This is a genomic window from Methylobacterium sp. AC315 (assembly GCF_979253755.1).
This window is the reverse complement of record NZ_CEEDEA010000016.1, coordinates 18,166-34,462: the sequence shown is the minus strand read 5'-3', so window position 1 is coordinate 34,462 and position 16,297 is coordinate 18,166. Positions and strand designations below refer to the sequence as shown.

General features: G+C 69.8%; 13 protein-coding genes. 7 read left to right on the top strand and 6 right to left on the bottom strand.

All coding sequences use genetic code 11. The features are described from left to right. The first annotated feature begins 105 nt into the window (after window positions 1–105). The 3 genes from AC0IY0_RS21830 (at window position 106) to AC0IY0_RS21820 (ending at window position 7,067) form a co-directional block, all read left to right on the top strand. Window positions 106–4,653, top strand: a complete 4,548-nt coding sequence (locus tag AC0IY0_RS21830) for a S8 family serine peptidase (protein WP_471765494.1) — start codon at window positions 106–108, stop codon at window positions 4,651–4,653. A 390-nt stretch (window positions 4,654–5,043) separates the two neighbouring features. Then, window positions 5,044–5,394, top strand: coding sequence for a hypothetical protein (locus AC0IY0_RS21825; RefSeq protein WP_419828822.1), 351 nt, complete (start codon window positions 5,044–5,046; stop codon window positions 5,392–5,394). Between the two features lie 287 nt (window positions 5,395–5,681). Beyond that, window positions 5,682–7,067 (top strand): FAD/NAD(P)-binding protein, encoded by a 1,386-nt coding sequence (locus AC0IY0_RS21820; protein WP_471765492.1) that lies wholly within the window; start codon window positions 5,682–5,684, stop codon window positions 7,065–7,067. Between the two features lie 43 nt (window positions 7,068–7,110). Here the strand turns inward: AC0IY0_RS21820 and AC0IY0_RS21815 are convergent, their stop codons facing one another. Next, window positions 7,111–7,521 carry a helix-turn-helix domain-containing protein gene (locus AC0IY0_RS21815; RefSeq protein WP_471765489.1) on the bottom strand — a complete coding sequence of 137 codons (411 nt, stop codon included), beginning with the start codon at window positions 7,519–7,521 and terminating at the stop codon, window positions 7,111–7,113. Window positions 7,522–8,265: 744 nt separating this feature from the next. Between AC0IY0_RS21815 and AC0IY0_RS21810 the strand changes: the two genes are divergently transcribed. Together AC0IY0_RS21810 and AC0IY0_RS21805 are read left to right on the top strand one after the other, a co-directional pair. Then, on the top strand, window positions 8,266–10,614 hold the full coding sequence (locus AC0IY0_RS21810) for a TonB-dependent siderophore receptor (protein ID WP_147908574.1): 2,349 nt from the start codon (window positions 8,266–8,268) through the stop codon (window positions 10,612–10,614). Between the two features lie 10 nt (window positions 10,615–10,624). After that, window positions 10,625–12,199, top strand: a complete 1,575-nt coding sequence (locus AC0IY0_RS21805; protein ID WP_471765487.1) for a PepSY-associated TM helix domain-containing protein — start codon at window positions 10,625–10,627, stop codon at window positions 12,197–12,199. 43 nt (window positions 12,200–12,242) lie between these two features. Here AC0IY0_RS21805 and AC0IY0_RS21800 read toward each other — a convergent pair whose 3' ends face one another. Then, on the bottom strand, window positions 12,243–12,773 hold the full coding sequence (locus tag AC0IY0_RS21800; RefSeq protein WP_147939969.1) for a DUF3016 domain-containing protein: 531 nt from the start codon (window positions 12,771–12,773) through the stop codon (window positions 12,243–12,245). A 245-nt stretch (window positions 12,774–13,018) separates the two neighbouring features. Here AC0IY0_RS21800 and AC0IY0_RS21795 point away from each other — a divergent pair, with 245 nt between their 5' ends. Beyond that, entirely contained in the window at window positions 13,019–13,147 is a 129-nt protein-coding gene (locus tag AC0IY0_RS21795; protein WP_281407077.1) for a hypothetical protein, read from the top strand. A gap of 17 nt (window positions 13,148–13,164) precedes the next feature. On the opposite strand, the gene AC0IY0_RS21790 is transcribed toward AC0IY0_RS21795, so the two are convergent. Both AC0IY0_RS21790 and AC0IY0_RS21785 read right to left on the bottom strand, forming a co-directional pair. Beyond that, window positions 13,165–13,443 carry an adenylosuccinate synthase gene (locus AC0IY0_RS21790; protein ID WP_147908577.1) on the bottom strand — a complete coding sequence of 93 codons (279 nt, stop codon included), beginning with the start codon at window positions 13,441–13,443 and terminating at the stop codon, window positions 13,165–13,167. A gap of 136 nt (window positions 13,444–13,579) precedes the next feature. Beyond that, window positions 13,580–13,825 (bottom strand): DUF6894 family protein, encoded by a 246-nt coding sequence (locus tag AC0IY0_RS21785; RefSeq protein WP_147854111.1) that lies wholly within the window; start codon window positions 13,823–13,825, stop codon window positions 13,580–13,582. Between the two features lie 197 nt (window positions 13,826–14,022). On the opposite strand from AC0IY0_RS21785, the gene AC0IY0_RS21780 reads away from it, so the two are divergent. Then, window positions 14,023–14,553 (top strand): hypothetical protein, encoded by a 531-nt coding sequence (locus AC0IY0_RS21780; RefSeq protein ID WP_471765485.1) that lies wholly within the window; start codon window positions 14,023–14,025, stop codon window positions 14,551–14,553. Between the two features lie 38 nt (window positions 14,554–14,591). Here AC0IY0_RS21780 and AC0IY0_RS21775 read toward each other — a convergent pair whose 3' ends face one another. After that, complete coding sequence (locus AC0IY0_RS21775) at window positions 14,592–15,050, bottom strand: Ros/MucR family transcriptional regulator (RefSeq protein WP_147908579.1); 459 nt, start codon at window positions 15,048–15,050, stop codon at window positions 14,592–14,594. Between the two features lie 561 nt (window positions 15,051–15,611). Then, the gene (locus AC0IY0_RS21770; RefSeq protein ID WP_147939968.1) at window positions 15,612–16,259 is read right to left on the bottom strand and encodes a hypothetical protein; all 648 of its coding nucleotides are present in this window, start codon (window positions 16,257–16,259) and stop codon (window positions 15,612–15,614) included. Window positions 16,260–16,297: the final 38 nt, after the last annotated feature.

The window sequence follows — 16,297 nt, the reverse complement described above, 5'->3', positions numbered from 1 at the left end:
ATCTCAGACCAGCATGGCCCGATAGGGCCTGTGGGCGAACGTAGCGCCCCTGCCCCGGGATCGTACCGGGCCGGCCGTCGGCGCGGCCCGGCGAGGCGCGGCCTGATGCTGGGCTGCTCCCTCGTCGCGCTGATGGCGGCCCTGGGGCCGGCGACGGCCCAGAACCTCGCGCGACGCCCGCCCTCGGACCTGGGCCTGACGGCTTCGGATTTTGACACGCCCGAGTACCGGGCCGATTGGGGCCTCGCCCAGATCAACGCCGCAACCGCTTACGCCCGTGGCTTCACCGGCCTCGGCGTGCTGGTGGCGGTCTACGACACCGGCATCGACCGGACCCATCCGGAATTTACGGGCCGCATCTCCTCGGCCTCGGAAAACGTCTTCTCGGCGCCCGGCGTAGTGTTCGACCCGACCTTCGTCCAGGATGTGCAGGGCCACGGCACGCATGTGTCCGGCACGATCGGGGCGGCCCGAGACGGCGTCGGGTCCATGGGCGTCGCCTACGACAGCACGATCCTGACCCTCTACACTCTGCCGCCGGCCAGCGCCTGGAAGACCATACCGGATCTCCGGGTCGATGGTCCCGCGGCCATGGACCATGCGACCCAGCAGGGCGCGCGGGTCTTGAACGGCAGCTATGGGCCGGCGCTGCCGCAACTCTACATCAAGGACAACCAGGGGAACGTGATTCCCAATCCGGACTATGTCGAGCTGGAATTCCAGCAGTATATATTCAGTCAGACGAAACGAGAATACGACGCGATCAAGCGGGCGGCCGACAGCGGCATGCTGCTCGTCTTCGCGGCCGGCAACGACCGCATCAGTCAGCCCGTCATCTCCGTGAACCCGAGCGGGGCGGCGCTCTACCCGTATATCCGGCCCGGCAACGCCGACAGCGAGATCTACCAGTTCTACGACGATGCGGGTCGCCCGATGGACCAGAGCCGGATCGACTTCTCTGGGGTCGCCGGATCGATCGTGTCCGTCGTGGCCACCGACCGCAACAACAAGATCGCTTCGTTCAGCAACTGGTGCGGCGTCACCGCCTCCTGGTGCATCGCGGCGCCGGGGGTCGGCATCTACTCGACCTGGCCCGAGAATCTGGACAAAAGCTACAACACGATCAGCGGCACCTCGATGGCAACCCCGCACGTCGCCGGGGCGGCCGCGGTGCTGCGCCAGGCCTTTCCGTTCCTGACGGCGCCGCAGATCGCCAAGACGATGTTCACCACCGCCACCCATCTCGGCAACGGTCCCGCCGACGTACCGAACGCCGTGTTCGGCTGGGGCCTGCTTAATCTCGGCAAGGCGATCGATGGGCCGGGCCAGTTCACCGCGACCTGGACGGTGGACACCCAGGGCTATTACGGCCGCTTCGCCAACGACATTTCCGGCGTCGGCGGCCTGATCAAGACAGGGGCCGGCATCCTCGATCTCACCGGCACCAACAGCTACGCCGGCGGCACTGCGATCAACGGCGGTGTGCTCGGCGTCCTGGCCGACCGCAACCTCGGTGCGGCGACTGGCGGGCTCGCGTTCGGCGGCGGCACGCTCGAAGTCCTGGCCGACGGCTTCGCCACCGCCCGGCCGGTGACGCTCAACAGCACCGGCACGCTGCAGATCGATACCGGGACCTCGAGCTTTGCGGGGGTGATGACCGACGGAACGGGGCCAGGCTCCCTGGTCAAGACCGGCCCCGGCACGGCCAGCCTGTCGGCGGCCAACACCTATACCGGCAGCACCTTCGTGGCTGCGGGCACCCTGGCGCTGACGGCGACCGGCAGCCTCGTCGCGCCGATCACCGTCGGCACGGCCGGCAGCTTCCTGAACGCCGGCACCGCCTCGGGCGGCCTGGCCAACGCCGGCTACACCGCCAACACCGGCACCCTCGCGGGCGGCGTGATCAATGCGGGTATCCTGGCCACCAGCGGCACGCTCTCGGGTGGCCTCGCCAATGCCGGATACACGTCAAACAGCGGCACCATCTCGGGCGGCGTGATCAATACCGGCCTCCTCGCCAGCAGCGGAGCGATCTCCGGCGGCCTGGCCAATGCCGGGTACGCCCTCAACAGCGGCACCATCGCCGGCGGCGTGAGCAACGCCGGGACGCTGGCCTCCAGCGGCAGCCTCTCCGGCGGACTGTCCAATACCGGCTACACCGCCAACACCGGTACCATCGCGGGCGGCGTGAGCAACGCCGGAACCCTCATCACCAGCGGCAGTCTCTCGGGCGGTCTGGCGAATGCCGGATACACGGCCAACACCGGCACGATCGGCGGCGGCGTCGCCAATGCCGGGATTCTCACGACCAGCGGCACCGTCTCAGGCGGCGTGACCAACACCGGCACGCTGGTCGCCAGCGCCGGGCGGGTCGACGGCGCGATCCGGAACGCCGCCGGCACCTTCGCGGTCACCGGTACGGTCGCCAGCGACGGCACCTTCACCAACGCCGCGGGCGCCACCCTGTCGGTGGCGGGTGGCGGCGCCTACGGGCTGGCCGGTGCGCTTGGCAATGCCGGCACGGTCGCGGTCGCCTCCGGGGCGAGCCTCTCGGCCGCCCAGATCGGCAATGACGGCCTGCTCGTCAGCGACGGCGCCCTCAGCGGCCCCGTGTCGAACACCGGCACCGCCCGCCTGTCCGGACAGATCAACGGCGCCCTGACCAACACCGGCAGCTTGGTCTTCACCGGCCCGATCACCGGGATCACCGCGCTCGCCACCACCGGCCCGCTCGACCTCGGTGGCGGCGCCTACACCGTGGCCGCCCTGTCCGGATCGGCCACGGCCGTCCTGGGCAACGGCCGGCTCACGGTCGGCGGCCCCGCCTCGTCCACGTATGCCGGTACCATCCTGGATGGCACCAGCCCGACCAGCCTGACCAAGGTCGGCACCGGCACGCTCAACCTCAGCGGCACAGGTCGCTTCTCCGGACCGACCACGGTGCAGGCGGGCACGCTGTCGCTCAACGGCTTTTGGACCTCGCCGATCACGGTGGCGGCGGCCGGGACCCTGCGCGGCACCGGCACGGTCGCCGCCCCGGTGGCGGTGGCCGGCGCATTGCGGCCGGGCAACTCGCCCGGCACCCTGACGGTGGCCGGCCCGGTGAGCTTCGCCCCCGGCAGCGTGTTCGGGATCGACATCGACGGCCTCGGCACCGGCGCCGGCACAGGCAACTATTCCCGCCTGCTGGCGGTCGGCCCGAGCGGGGCGGTCGCGGCCAACGGAACCCTCGTGCCGAGCTTGCGCGGGATCACCGGCAATGCCGGCAACGCCTTCACGCCGGCGCTGGGCCAGCGCTTCTCGGTGCTGGTGGCGCAGGCGGGCCTCGGCGGGTCGTTCAGCGGGCTCGCCCAGCCGGCGGCCGGCTTGGCCGCGGCCACGCGCTTCGATGCGCTCTATGGCGCAACCGGCCTCGACCTGGTGGTCACGCCCACCGCCTACGGCAACCTCGCGCCCCTGGGCCTGGCCCAGACCGGCAATGCCCGGGCGGTCGGTGCGGCCCTCGACCTGGCCCGGCCGGACGCCGGCACCCGGCCCGACGCGGCGCGCGCGCGGTTCTTCGATCCGCTCTACGCGACGGCGCCGGGCTCCCTGGCGGGCGGGCTCGCCAGCCTGTCGGGCCAGAGCTACGGCGACGCCGTGATGGCCGACCTCACGGCGCGCCGGCTGATCACCGCCACGATCGACCGGCACATGAGCCTCGGCGGTGGCGGGGGCGCCAGCTTCAGCGCCGGCGGTGCCGGGCTCGGGCCCAACCGCACCGCGATCGACCTGCGCGGTGGGGCGGGCGCCTCCGACCAGCCGTTGGCCTCCGGCGAGGGCCGGATCTGGGCGGACGCGCTCTACGGCTTCGGCGGCCGCGGCGGCGACCGCGCCGCCGGCGGGGCCAACGTCGATGCCGGCGGCCTGCTGCTGGGCGTCGATCGCCAGGTCGGGCGCGACACACTGGTGGGCGGCGCGTTCAGCTACCTGCGCGAGACCGGGGCGTCCCGGAGCGGCGGGGCCGGCTTCGCGCCCGGCTCGTTCAGCGCCGACAGCTACGGCGGCACGGTGTACGGCACCACCCGGCTCGGTTCCGTCGTCCTGCGCGGCACGGCCGGGGGCGCCTATGCCGACGGCCGGGTCGACCGGACGGTGACGCTGGGCTCGAACCTGACCCGGGCGCGCGGCGCCCCCGCGGGCGGCGACCTGAGCCTGTCCGGGTTCGCCGGCTACGCGATCGGCACCGGGTTGCCGGTCGAGGTCGTGCCCGAGTTGGGCTTCAGCTACGACCGGCTGAGCCGCGGCCGGGTCGCCGAGCACGGCGGTCTGGCCGAGCAGGCCTTCACCACGGCGACGCTGGACGGTGCTCGGATCCTGGCGGGCGGCCGGATCGCCAGCGTGGCGGTGGATGCAGGCGCGGGGCTGCGCCTCGATGCCCGGGCGTACTGGGCGCACGAGCTGGCCGACACCGCGGCGATGGTGCGCTCGAGCCTGTTCGGGGTGCCGTTCTCGACCCGAACCTCTGCGCTGTCCCGGGACGGGGCGGTGCTCGGCGTGAGCCTGTCCGGCCCGGTTGCGCAGGGCATGTCTTTGTCGGTGAGCTACACCGGCGAGGTCCGCCCCAACGCCACCGCCCAGGTCTTCTCCGCAGGGTTGCAGGCGGCCTGGTAGTGCAAACGTTGACCGCTGCCCCTGCCCGGTAGCCGCGGTCACGATCTGTCGCCTGATCTATTGGGTCGGCACGCACAGCGGAAAGCCACACGGGACCCCTCGGCGCTCGCGCGCGGAGGGGAGTTGGGTTCGGTCCATTGAAGGGATCATGCGCTGATCCGCCGGCTCGCTGGTACAGGCGTGCGGGTTTGCGGATGGGACGGGCCAGCCGTCCGAGGCCGGTGTCAGGCACTGCGGACGGCCGCTTCGCTTCCGACGATGAGCGTCGGGCCGTTGCTGGGGTTAACCGCCTTTCCATCTGCCACGTGTGCTTCGGTTGTAAGTACAACTCCTGATTGTAAATGAGACTCCCATCGGCGACGCTCGGTGTCGAACGCTCGGGAGAGAACCGTGATGGAGACGACCGCCAACGAGAGCCCGGCACACCAGGGCACTGAGCGGCTCAGGGAGGCGATCACCGCGGCTGCGGCCATCGGCTTCCTGGCTGGCGGCGGAATCCGGGTGATCGCTGACCTCGGCACCGTGCAGACCCTGCTGACGGCCATACTCTACCTTCCACTCGGGGCCATGGCCGCGGCAGTTCTGGCCGGTGTTGCGATGAACCTGATCGCGCTTCCCGTCCTGGGCACGGTCCTGACGCAGCGTCGATTACCTGCACTCGCCTACCAGGCAGCCGGAGCGTTATCAGGCGTTGCGGCCTTCGCGGGGGCTTTCGTCCAGTTCGCACCCGGGGTCGCATGAGCGACCGGAGCCGATCCGCATACCGGATCGGTGACGAGGGAGGGCTTGCCGATGTTTCACGGGAAACATCGAACTGAGCGCGGCGAACCGATGAAAAAGAAGCCCCGGCCTGGCGAACAGGGCGGCAGGTTCGCCCAGCGCAACAGCAGGGCATATCCCGGCGATATCGGACCACGTCGCCGCGACCGTTATCGGTTCGGGCCGGACTCGTAAGCGATCAAGCCGGGGTTGCACACACGGCGCCCGCCTGATCGAAGGTGCCCGGAACTTCGCCGGGACATGCCGTGATGACGCGACCGACATCAAGCCCGCTCCGCATCGCGATCGTCGGCGGCGGTTTCACCGGCGCGGTGCTCGCCATCCATGCCGTGCGAGCCTCATCGGTCCAGCTCGACCTCGTCATTCTGGAGCCCCGGGCCGAGCTCGGGCGCGGGGTCGCCTACAGCACCCGCGACCGTAGCCACCGCATCAACGTGCCGAGCGACCGCCTCGACATCGCAGCCGAAACGCCTGGTGCCGTCACCGCGTGGCTGCACGCCAACGGCTTCCTGCCCGACGCCGCAAGTCAGGATGAGGCCGGCGGCGCCTACGTGCCGCGCGCCGCGTACGGTGCCTACATCGCGGATGTCCTGGCCGAGACGCTGGCGGCGGCCGCCGAGCGCGTCCACCTGCGCCACCTGCGCACCAAGGCCGACTCGGTGGCGGCGGCGGAGGACGCTTGGCGCGTCGTCACCGAATCCGGCGAGACGATCATGGCCGACCGCGTCGCGCTGTGCTTCGGCCACGCGGTACCCGCCCTGCCCTGCCGACTTGGGCCGGGTGTCGCGGAATCCGCGGGCTTCGTGGCCGATCCCTGGAGGGCCGACGCGCTCGCGGGGATCGGCGCGGACGCCTCCGTACTGGTTGTCGGCACGGGGCTGACCATGGCCGACGTGGTGACGAGCCTCGGCGCTGCGGGTCATCGCGGGCCGATCACCGCGGTGTCGCGACGGGGCCTCCTGCCGAAGGCCCACGGGTTGTTCCGGATGGATCTCGACGTAGTCGGCGCCTCGCCGCCAACCACCGCGTTAGGCCTCCTGCAGCTGGTCCGCCGGCAGATTGCGGAAGCCGATCCGGCCTTGGGCTGGCACCCGGTGGTCGATTCCCTGCGCACCGCGCTGCCCGATCTCTGGGGCGGGCTGCCGGCCGCCGAGAAGCGGCGCGTCGTCCGCCGCCTGCTGCCGTTCTGGGAGGTCCACCGGTTCCGCATCGCCCCACAGATCGCAGTGACGTTGGAACGGGCGCGGGCCGAGGGGCGCCTCGTCGTGGAGCAAGCCGCCCTCGCCGGACTCGATCGTGACGCGGACGGGCGTCTGGAAGCCACGCTGCGCCCGCGACACGGCCCGATCACGCGACGGCGGTTCGACGCGGTGGTGCTGTGCACCGGCCCGGAACGTGAGGTCGCGCGCAATCCGCTGATCGCCGCGTTGCTGGTCGATGGGACGGCCTGCCTCGATACGGTCGGTCTCGGCTTGGCCGTCGACCGCCGAAGCCGCGTACTCGGGCCGGCGGGCCGCCCGCAGCCGGGCCTTTACGCGTTCGGACCGATGACCCGCGGCAGCTTCGGTGAGATGACCGGCGCACCCGACATTGCCCAGCACATCGAGCGCGAGGTGGCCGGCCTGCTCGGGTGAGGAGCGTGACGGCGCGGCATCGAGGGCCAGGGTGGTTGTGGGATCAGTTCCCGGTGCCGCCGGCCTGCCGCAGGGCGGCGGCGGCTTTCACGATCGACAGGACGCCGCTGCGCGTGGTCTGATCCGGGATCGAACGGAATGCTGCCACGAGATCCATGATTTCGGGGTCGTCGAACAGAGCCTGGATGGATTCGGTGCCAGCCTCAGCGGGCACCTTGTCGGCGAAGAAGGTCTCCACCGGGACCTTGAGCAGGTCGGCAATCATCTGCAGGCGGCTCGCACCCACGCGATTGCGGCCCTTCTCGTATTTCTGGACCTGCTGGAAGCTGACCCCGATGGCATGACCGAGAGTCGTCTGGCTGAGGCCTTGAGCGGCTCGGAGCGCCGCGATGCGGCTACCGATCGCGCGGTCGGCTTCGGTCGCCAGCTTCGGCTTGGTCACGACGCTCATCATGGTCTCACGGTCTCTCAAGGCGTGCAGCCGAGGTCGGCCACGTTCCACAGGCTGCCTAACTGAATAGCGCACGATTGAGTTTCGCACTACCATGCAACCCTCGCTTGTGCGAGATGCATATCTTGGCTGTATCCGATGCCCTGTGTCACCGTGTCATCGGGTCGTCGGGCTGCGATGGGCCACACCCACGATCCGATGCGTACTTTGCCACGCCGGCATCCGATCGAACACGCGTGAGGCGTATTCAGCGGAACTCCCACGCTCCTCCCTCCGGCCCGTCGTTCCGCGGCCCCGTCACGGGTTGCCACCGGAGATCCCCAGGGTGGCTGGGACTGCGGCGACCCTGCCATCCGGAACAGAAACCTCTGCGGACAGGCTCTTAGCCGGATTACGTTTCCAGATTGCTGCCACCCGTTCGCATACGCCGCGCGCCGCTTTGTGACGACACGATCGAGGCATCGGCGTCGGCACTGCGCCCGATGCCACGCGGCCAGCGCGTCTCGATGCACCTGAATACCCACAGCTCAGCGGGAGGCGCATTGCCGGCCTCGACATCATCATTACCCAAGGGAGAGGCCTCCCGTAAGCCGCTCAACTTGGAATGAATCCAGGTTATCTTAGAATCCTTCCATAATATTCCGGTTGCTTTGACCAATAAGGAGATGCCAACACGATCACGGCGGCGTGAAGTCGCGGTTTTTGAGAGAGTACGGTCGGATCCGTGCTTGTATTAGAGGCATCAAGATGAACCGGTCCCGGGCTGCATCGACCTGGAACGTGATTGAACGGTCCGTGGCCGGATCCCTGTATCTCGCGTTGCTCTCAACGACTTGCGCCGTGGTCGCGCCGGGTGCCGCCGGGGCGCAGACCGCGCCGACCACCGACATCGAGCTATCCGAACTGAGCGTGACCGGCGTGGCCCCCAGCCGGACCCTCAACGGTGACCTGTACGGTGCCGGCGGCGCGACCGGCCCGGTTCCAGGCTACGTCGCCAGCCGGAGCACGGTCGGCACGAAGACCGACACGCCGATCCTGGAGACGGCGCAATCGGTCTCGGTCGTCGGCCGACAGCAGATCCAGGACCAGAACGCGCTGACCGTCACCCAGGCGCTGCGCTACACCCCGGGGGTCTTCGCCGAATCGCGTGGGGGTGCCGGCTCGACCCGCCTGGAGCTGTTCAACATCCGTGGCTTCGCCGCCCCGGTCTTCCTCGATCAGATGGCGATCATCGGCGGACGCGACGCCAACACGTCGATCGACGTCTACCGTCTGGAGCGGATCGACATCATCAAGGGGCCGGCCTCGGTGCTGTACGGGCAGTCCGGCCCGGGCGGCATCGTCAACCTGGTCTCGAAGGTGCCGCAGTTCGTCCGCCACGGCGAGGTCTTCATCCAGGGCGGCGGGTTCAACGAGGTCCGGAGCGGCTTCGACGTCGGCGGCCCGATCGCGTCCGACATCCCGGGCCTGGCCGACCAGTTCGCCTACCGGGTGGTCGGGCTCGGCTGGAACGGCGACGGGCCGGCCGTGACCACCAAGGTCGAGCGGGCCTTCATCACGCCGAGCATCACCTGGCGCCCGTCCACCGACACGTCGCTCACCCTGATCGGCAATTACCAGCGCGATCCGTTCTCGGGGTTCTACGGCGGCTTCCCGGCGGTGGGCACCGTGTTCGCACGCAATTTCGGCAGCGGCCTGTTCGGCCGGCTACCGGTGAATTTCTACGACGGCGATCGCAACATCGAGCGCTCCGACCGGACCCAGGCCTCGATCGAGTACCTGTTCGACCAGCGTATCGGCGAGAACCTGCGGTTCCACTCGGCCGGGCGCTACCTGCGCACCCAGGGCGATTACCGCAGCGTCTACGGTGCCTTCAACGACCGGAACGGGCCGACCGCGACGGGGCCGCTCCTGGCGCGGTCGATCATCGGCACCAACGTGGCCGCCGAAGCCTACACGATGGACAACAACTTCATCGCCGAGTTCGATACCGGGTTCATCGCACACACGGCCCTGCTGGGCGTCGATCACCGGACCTTCAGCACCCGCACCAGCGGCACCCCGTTCCCGAGCGCCCCGGACCTCAACATCCTGGCGCCGAACTATGCCATGAACATCGCCTTCCCGGCCTTCAACACCACCTCGCGGGTCGATGCGCAGCAGACCGGCGTTTACTTCCAGGACCAGGCGAAGTTCGATCGCCTCGTGCTGACCCTCGGCGGCCGCTACGACGTCGCCCGCCAGACCGGCCCGACCCGCAGCTTCTCCGGAAACACCAGCACCCTGACGCTCCAGGACGCACCGTCCGACGCCCTGACCTATCGTGCGAGCCTGCTGTACCACTTCGACAGCGGCGTGGCGCCGTACGTGTCCTACAGCCAGGCCTTCGAGCCGATCGTGAGCGGGCGCGTGTTCGACAGCGCCTTCGGGTCGGTGGGCCGCGTGCCCGACCCGATCCGCAGCGACCAGTACGAGGCCGGCATCAAGTACCAGCCGCTGGGCACCGACATCCTGCTCACCGCCGCATTCTTCGACATCCGCCAGTCGAACCGGACCTCCGCGGATCCCCTGCGCCAGGGCTTCGTGGTCCAGACCGGGGAAGTCGGCGCCCAGGGTTTCGAGTTCGAGGCGCGGGCCAACCTGACCGAAGGCCTGACGCTGATCGGCGGCGTCTCGCTCCTCGACATCCGCAACGTGCGGGATGCCGGCAGCACGGCGAACGACCTCACGCGGCTGTCGGTGCCGCTCCAGGGGCGGCGCCCGGTCCAGGTGCCGGACACGACGGTCTCGCTGCTGGCGAATTACCGTTTTACCGACGGCCCCCTGCTGGGCCTCGCGATCGGCGGCGGCGTGCGCTACCTCGGCCCGTCCTGGGGCGATCCGGCCAACACCTTCCAGGTGCCGGAGAGCGTGGTCGTCGATGCCCTCGCGTCCTACGATATGGGGCACATCGCTCCGAGCCTGGCGGGCCTCACGGCGGAGCTGAACGTCAACAACCTGCTGGACGAGCGCTTCGTCTCGAGTTGTCTGTCCTACTCGGCCTGCTTCTACGGTCTGCCGCGCACGGTCTATGGAACCCTGCGCTACCGCTGGTGAGGGCCGACCGATGCGCAACAGCTTCCGGCAGTCGATGGCGTGGCTGCACGCCTGGTCCGGCCTGATCGTCGGCTGGGTGCTGTTCGCGGTCTTCGTCACCGGAACCGCGAGCTATTACCGGCCCGAGATCTCGCGCTGGATGCGGCCCGAGCTCCGCGCCGATGCCGTGATCGGCCCGGACGCGACGGCCGCAGCGGTGCAGCGCGGCGTCGCCTACCTGCAGGCTGAGGCGGGCGGCGCGCGGGCGTGGTTCATCACGCCACCGCGCCCGGACCTGCCCCTGCTCGAAGTGCTCTGGCGCACCGGGCCGGGGCAGCCGCCGAAGCGGGTGTTCCTCGATCCGGAGACCGGGACGCCGGCCGCCCTGCGCGACACCCGCGGCGGGGATTTCCTCTACCGGTTCCACTTCGAGCTGAACATGGCGCCCCTCTGGGGCCGCTGGGTCGTCGGCATCTGCGCGATGATCATGCTGATGGCGCTGATCTCGGGCATCGTCACCCATCGGCGGATCTTCGCCGACTTCTTCACCTTCCGGCGGGACAAGTCCGCCCAGCGCGGCTGGCTCGACGCCCACAACGTCACGGGCGTGCTCGCCCTGCCGTTCCACCTGATGATCACCTATACGGGGCTCGTCACCCTGTCGTTCATGTACATGCCGTGGGGCATGAACGCGGTCTATCACGGCGACACGCAGCGCTTCTTCGCCGAAGCCGGCCAGATCACCGCGCCGCGCCCGGCCGCGGGCCGGCCCGGTACCCTCGCGCCCGTCGGGCCGATGGTGGCGCGCGCGCTGGAGACGGTCCACGAGCCCCTGGAGCGGATTTCGGTCGTCAACCCGAAGGACGCGAACGCCACCGTGGTGGTCGTGTTCGAGGAGCCGCACGGCCTCTCGCACGAGCATCCGCAGGTCGCCTTCGACGGCACCACCGGCGCCGTCCTGGAGGTCCGGGCGGGCGGGTTGAAGCCGGCGGCCAAGACCTTCACCACCATGGTCGGCCTGCACGAGGCGCATTTCGCCGGCCCGGGCCTCCGCGTCCTGTTCTTCCTGTGCGGGCTCGCCGGCAGCGCCATGGTGGCCACGGGGCTGATGCTGTGGTCGGTGGCACGCCTGCCCAAGATGGCCGGGACCGCCCTGCATCCGGGCCTACGCTTGGTCCAGGGTCTGAACATCGCGACGATCGCCGGGCTGCCGGCCGCGATCGCGGCCTATTTCCTCGCCAACCGGATCCTGCCGGTGGATCTGCCGGACCGGGCGCTCTGGGAGATCCGCGGGTTCTTCGGCGTCTGGGTGCTGATCGGGCTGGTCGGAATGCTGCGGCCGCAGCGTCTGGCCTGGCCCGCGGTGCTGAGTGCGGCCGCCGCCCTGTACGCGGCGGCCGCCGTGGCCGATGGCTGGCGGATGCAGCGGGCCTACGGCGCGGGCGATCCGGTCGATCCGCTGTTCGTCGGGGTCGATCTCGTCCTGCTCGGTCTCGCAGCCCTCCTGTTGTTCGCAGCCAGCAAGGCTGCCCGCTACGACGGCCCCCGGTCGTCGCGCGCGCGCGGCGCGAACCGGCAGGCCTTCAGCGGGACCGCCGCCGAATAGAGGGCCGGGATGGATGGGTTCGGCGACCGCTCGGGCCCGCCCGTCAACCGCGCTCGGGCCCCGTGGGGAAGCGGCGCGCGAACCAGTTCCGCAGGAGCTGGCGCTCATAATACAGCCCGCCGGTGGAGAAGCGCGGATTGGAGGTCAGCAGGAAGTTGATGTCCGTGACCGTATCCTCCCCCTGCGCGATGATGCGACCGCCGCGGCGCAGCACGTAGGCGAGGCGGATGCGCGGCGGCGTGGCGTCGGTGACGACGCGAACGCCGCTCGGCGAGGCGAAGCCGGACCGGTCGAACCCGGCCAGATCGACGTCGAGGACGGTGATGTCGAGGCGTTCGTCCGGCCGGAGCCGCGTGTTGCCGAGATCCACCAGGATCCGGGTCAACTCCGCCAGGGTTACCCGGAGCGGCTGGCCGGAGGCGAAACGGTTCTCGGCGTCGGTGAAGCGTTCAGGCGCAGCGTAGCGGACCTGCACCTCGGCGGCGGCCGGTCCGGCCGCCAGCAGGGCCGACCCGGCCGTCGAGAGCATCCCGGCAAGGACGAGGCCGACCTTGCCTGTACCGTGCTTGCTCATCGCGCGCTCACCGTCTCGCTGTGTCGTGATCCGCGGTTGCGGCCGTGTGTCGCCGGGACCGGGCACACTGTGTCCGACCGAGGGGAAACCGCCTGCGCGGGCTCCTGTTTCCGCGTTCCGGGCGATGATGAGCCGGATATGTATTCAGCCATCGGGTGACGGGGCGTCCATAGTCTTGCCGCGTTCCGGGCGCCAGCTGTCGTCATCAGCCCGCGAGGGCAGCCCTTCATGGGAGCGCGCACCGCTTGCTCAATTCTATCCTGGCGATCCTCACCGTTGTCGCGGTCCTGGCAGTCACGGCGCTGTTCAAGCTGCCGCTCCTGCCGTTCCGCCTGGCCGGTCGTCTGCTGCGGGGTCGTCCGGCGGTCGCCTGATCGGCGGCCCGACCGGATCATCCCGCCGCGTCGATGACGAATTCCATCCCGCGACCCGGCCCCTGATCGGCATAGTCGACCAGGGCCAGGCCGCGCTCGGCGAGCGTCTCCTCGACGATCGCGCGTTCCTTGCGGACCATCTGGCCGATCGCCAGCGGGGTCAGGCGAGGGCTCGCCCGCCGCAACTGGTCGACTCCGATATGCGCGGGCGTGCCATCGCCCTCGGCAATCCGTGCGAGCGCGAGGGCCAGATCCTTCGCCTTGGTCTCCGCGGCAGATTTCGGCTTGAACGCCATATGACCGTCTCCCTGTATTCCTAGCGCATCGTCCCGAGAAGCAGCCGCCGGCTGTCGGGAAAAGACGATGCGGATCAAAAAGCTAGCGCGTCGTGGTGGTTCCGGTATCCGGCCTGATGCACTGGGCACCCGCGCCTCACGCGGCCTGGACATCCACGTTCACGTCCACGAACGCCCGGATCCAGACGCGCCGCCCTTTGGCGTCGTAGACCTCGACCTGCCAGGCCGACCAGTCGAACCGCTCGATCCGCTCCATCAGCCCGAGCGCGACCCGCTCGGCATGGACGCGCATCTGAGCCGCCGTCGGCAGGCGCCGGCCCTTCAGGTCGATCACCAGCTCATGCCCGTCCGTGCAATGGAAGCGATACAGCCGCGTCGGCATCGGCCTGTCCTCGATCAATCGACAGCCCTCCTGAAGAGTTCGAAGCCGCGGCGCCGGCGCAGCCGGACGCCCCCGCGATCGCCTGAAGTTCATGATATGTTCTAGTTGCGTCGGGGTCGTGATGCACCCGTGGCCGTGCGAATTCCCTGTGTGAATTCGTCTCAACCGGATGATGGCGGACCAGGATGGGCGAGCGGATGCAAGCCATCGGATCTCGGCGGTGGCGCTGTCTCGTGGGGGCGCCGGCGGCCCTCCTGGTGGCCGGGGGCGCGCCCATGCGGGGCGAGACGGGAGACCTGACGGCGCTCCGCACGGTCGCGGCGCGCCTGACCGTGCACGCCATCCGTCATCGCGCGGCCGTCGAGGCCGCGCTCGGCATCACGCTCAAGCTCGAGAGCGAGGGCCCCTTCAGGTTCTGGTCGGGACCGGGCTTCCGGCTCGCTGGGATCCCGGTTCGCGACGTCGATTACCGGGAGCCGACGGCCGAGGCGGACCCGGCGGCCGGACCGCTCCAGGTTCTCGACCTCGAACCCGCCGCCTGCCTCACCATCGACGCGATCCGGACAGCCTTCCCGGACACCCGGATCACGGCCATGCCGCGCGGCTCGTACGGCGAGCGAACCTCTGTGTCGATCGAGTCCGGGGGCGGGGAACTGACCTTCGGCATCGCCGCAGACCCGCCGGAATGCCTGAACGTCCTTGTCTTCACGCGCAAACGGACGTCCTGACCGCCGGGACGCGCGGTCCGACGCACGCCCGGTCGCGATCAGGCGGCCTTGCCGTTGCGCTTGGCCATCGAGCCGGGCTGGCCCAGACCGATCGCCTTGGCGAGGGCGGAGCGCTGCTCGGCGTAGCTCGGGGCGACCATCGGGTAGTCGGTGGGGAGGCCGTAGCGCTCGCGGTAGCTCTGCGGGCTGAGACCGTTAGCCGACAGGTGCCGCTTGAGCGTCTTGTAGGTCTTGCCGTCGATGAAGCTGACGATCCCGTCATGCTGGACCGACTTGCGGATCTGGGCCGCGCTCGGCCTGTCGACGGCAGCCGGCGCAGCGGTGCTGCCCTCGGTCGGCACGGTGCCGGATGCCAGGGCGGCGATCGCCCCATACACCCGGGCGATCAAGGCCGGCAGTTCGCTGGTCGGGACGGGGTTGTTCGCGACATAGGCCGCGACAAGATCAACGGCCAACTCGGTGAAGTTGGACGATTTCCCATAGGATGTCTCGTTCATATTCAGCCCCTCTGAACCTGCGTCACCATCTTGTTGTTTCGGGCGGTCTTGGGATTCAACACAAGAAATCGGGCTTTCAACGCTATTCTGCTGGCACAGCCCGCTTTTTGGCCACCCCGGCACGGGACATTTAGGCAATGACAGGCGCTGTGGCGGCCCTCAGGCCAGCCGGCCGAAGCCCCGAACGGGCTTGGATTCGGCGTCGGCGGACCCGGATGTCCCCTCCAGACATGGCGTGCCCTCCCCCGTCCTGCGAGGGCTCCAATGTCGCACGGACCTGTCATGGTCCCATCCCGACGTTCCCGGATGCGCGCCAATCCGTGCGGCGACCGGTGTCCAGCCCTGGCGCTCGCGGGGGCGCCGGTTTGCGGGGGCATGCGCTGCGAGAAAAACGGCGCGTTCCAGCATCGGTCCATCCGCGGGAGACGGGGAAAGCCTCCCCGGCAAACAGCCCTGTCGGCGACACCGCCCGGTGGCCTGGGTCCGAACGCAAAGCGGCCGGGACATGCGTCCCGGCCGCCAGAATCTGTCATCGATCAAAGGGTCGGGCTTGCGGACCCCTCAGAGGCTCGTCGTGCCCGGGTAGGACCGGACCCGGTTCCGACCGTCGGTCGCGCCGGTTGCCGCCGAGCCGGCGGCCGGAGCCTCCCAGCCCTCGGCACGCCAAGCGCTGGCCTTCTGGTCGAGATCGACCGAGCCGTGCTGCTCCAGGACATCCATGACCATCGGCACCGAGGTGGAGCGCGCCTCATCGACCCGGACGGTAACGAGCGTCCCGCCCCGGCGCACACCCTCGCCGTAAGCATGGGCATCCGCCTCGCTGACGCCCGCACCGGTCAGGCCGCCGGCCAGACCGCCCGCGGCGGCACCGACGCCCGCCCCCGTCAGGGTGGCGACGAGCCAACCCGCGGCCACGACCGGACCGACACCCGGGATCGCGATCAGCCCAAGACCGGCCAGGAGGCCGGCTGCGCCGCCGACCACGGTCCCGAGCGTCGCCCCGGTTCCCGTTCCGTCCTTGGCCTTCTCCTTGGTGTCGTCGCTGACGTGGGTCCCGTCGGTCGCGGTACGGCCGGCGTGGCGATCCCCTTCGTTGTTGCTGACGATGCTGATGTCGCTGTGCGGGATACCGCCCGCCTCAAGCTTGCCGACAGCCGCGGTGGCATCCTCGTAGCGATCGTAGAGGGCCGTAATGGTTTGCTGAGCCATGGAAAATCTCCTTCGTGAGGGTCGCGAGGGTCAGGACG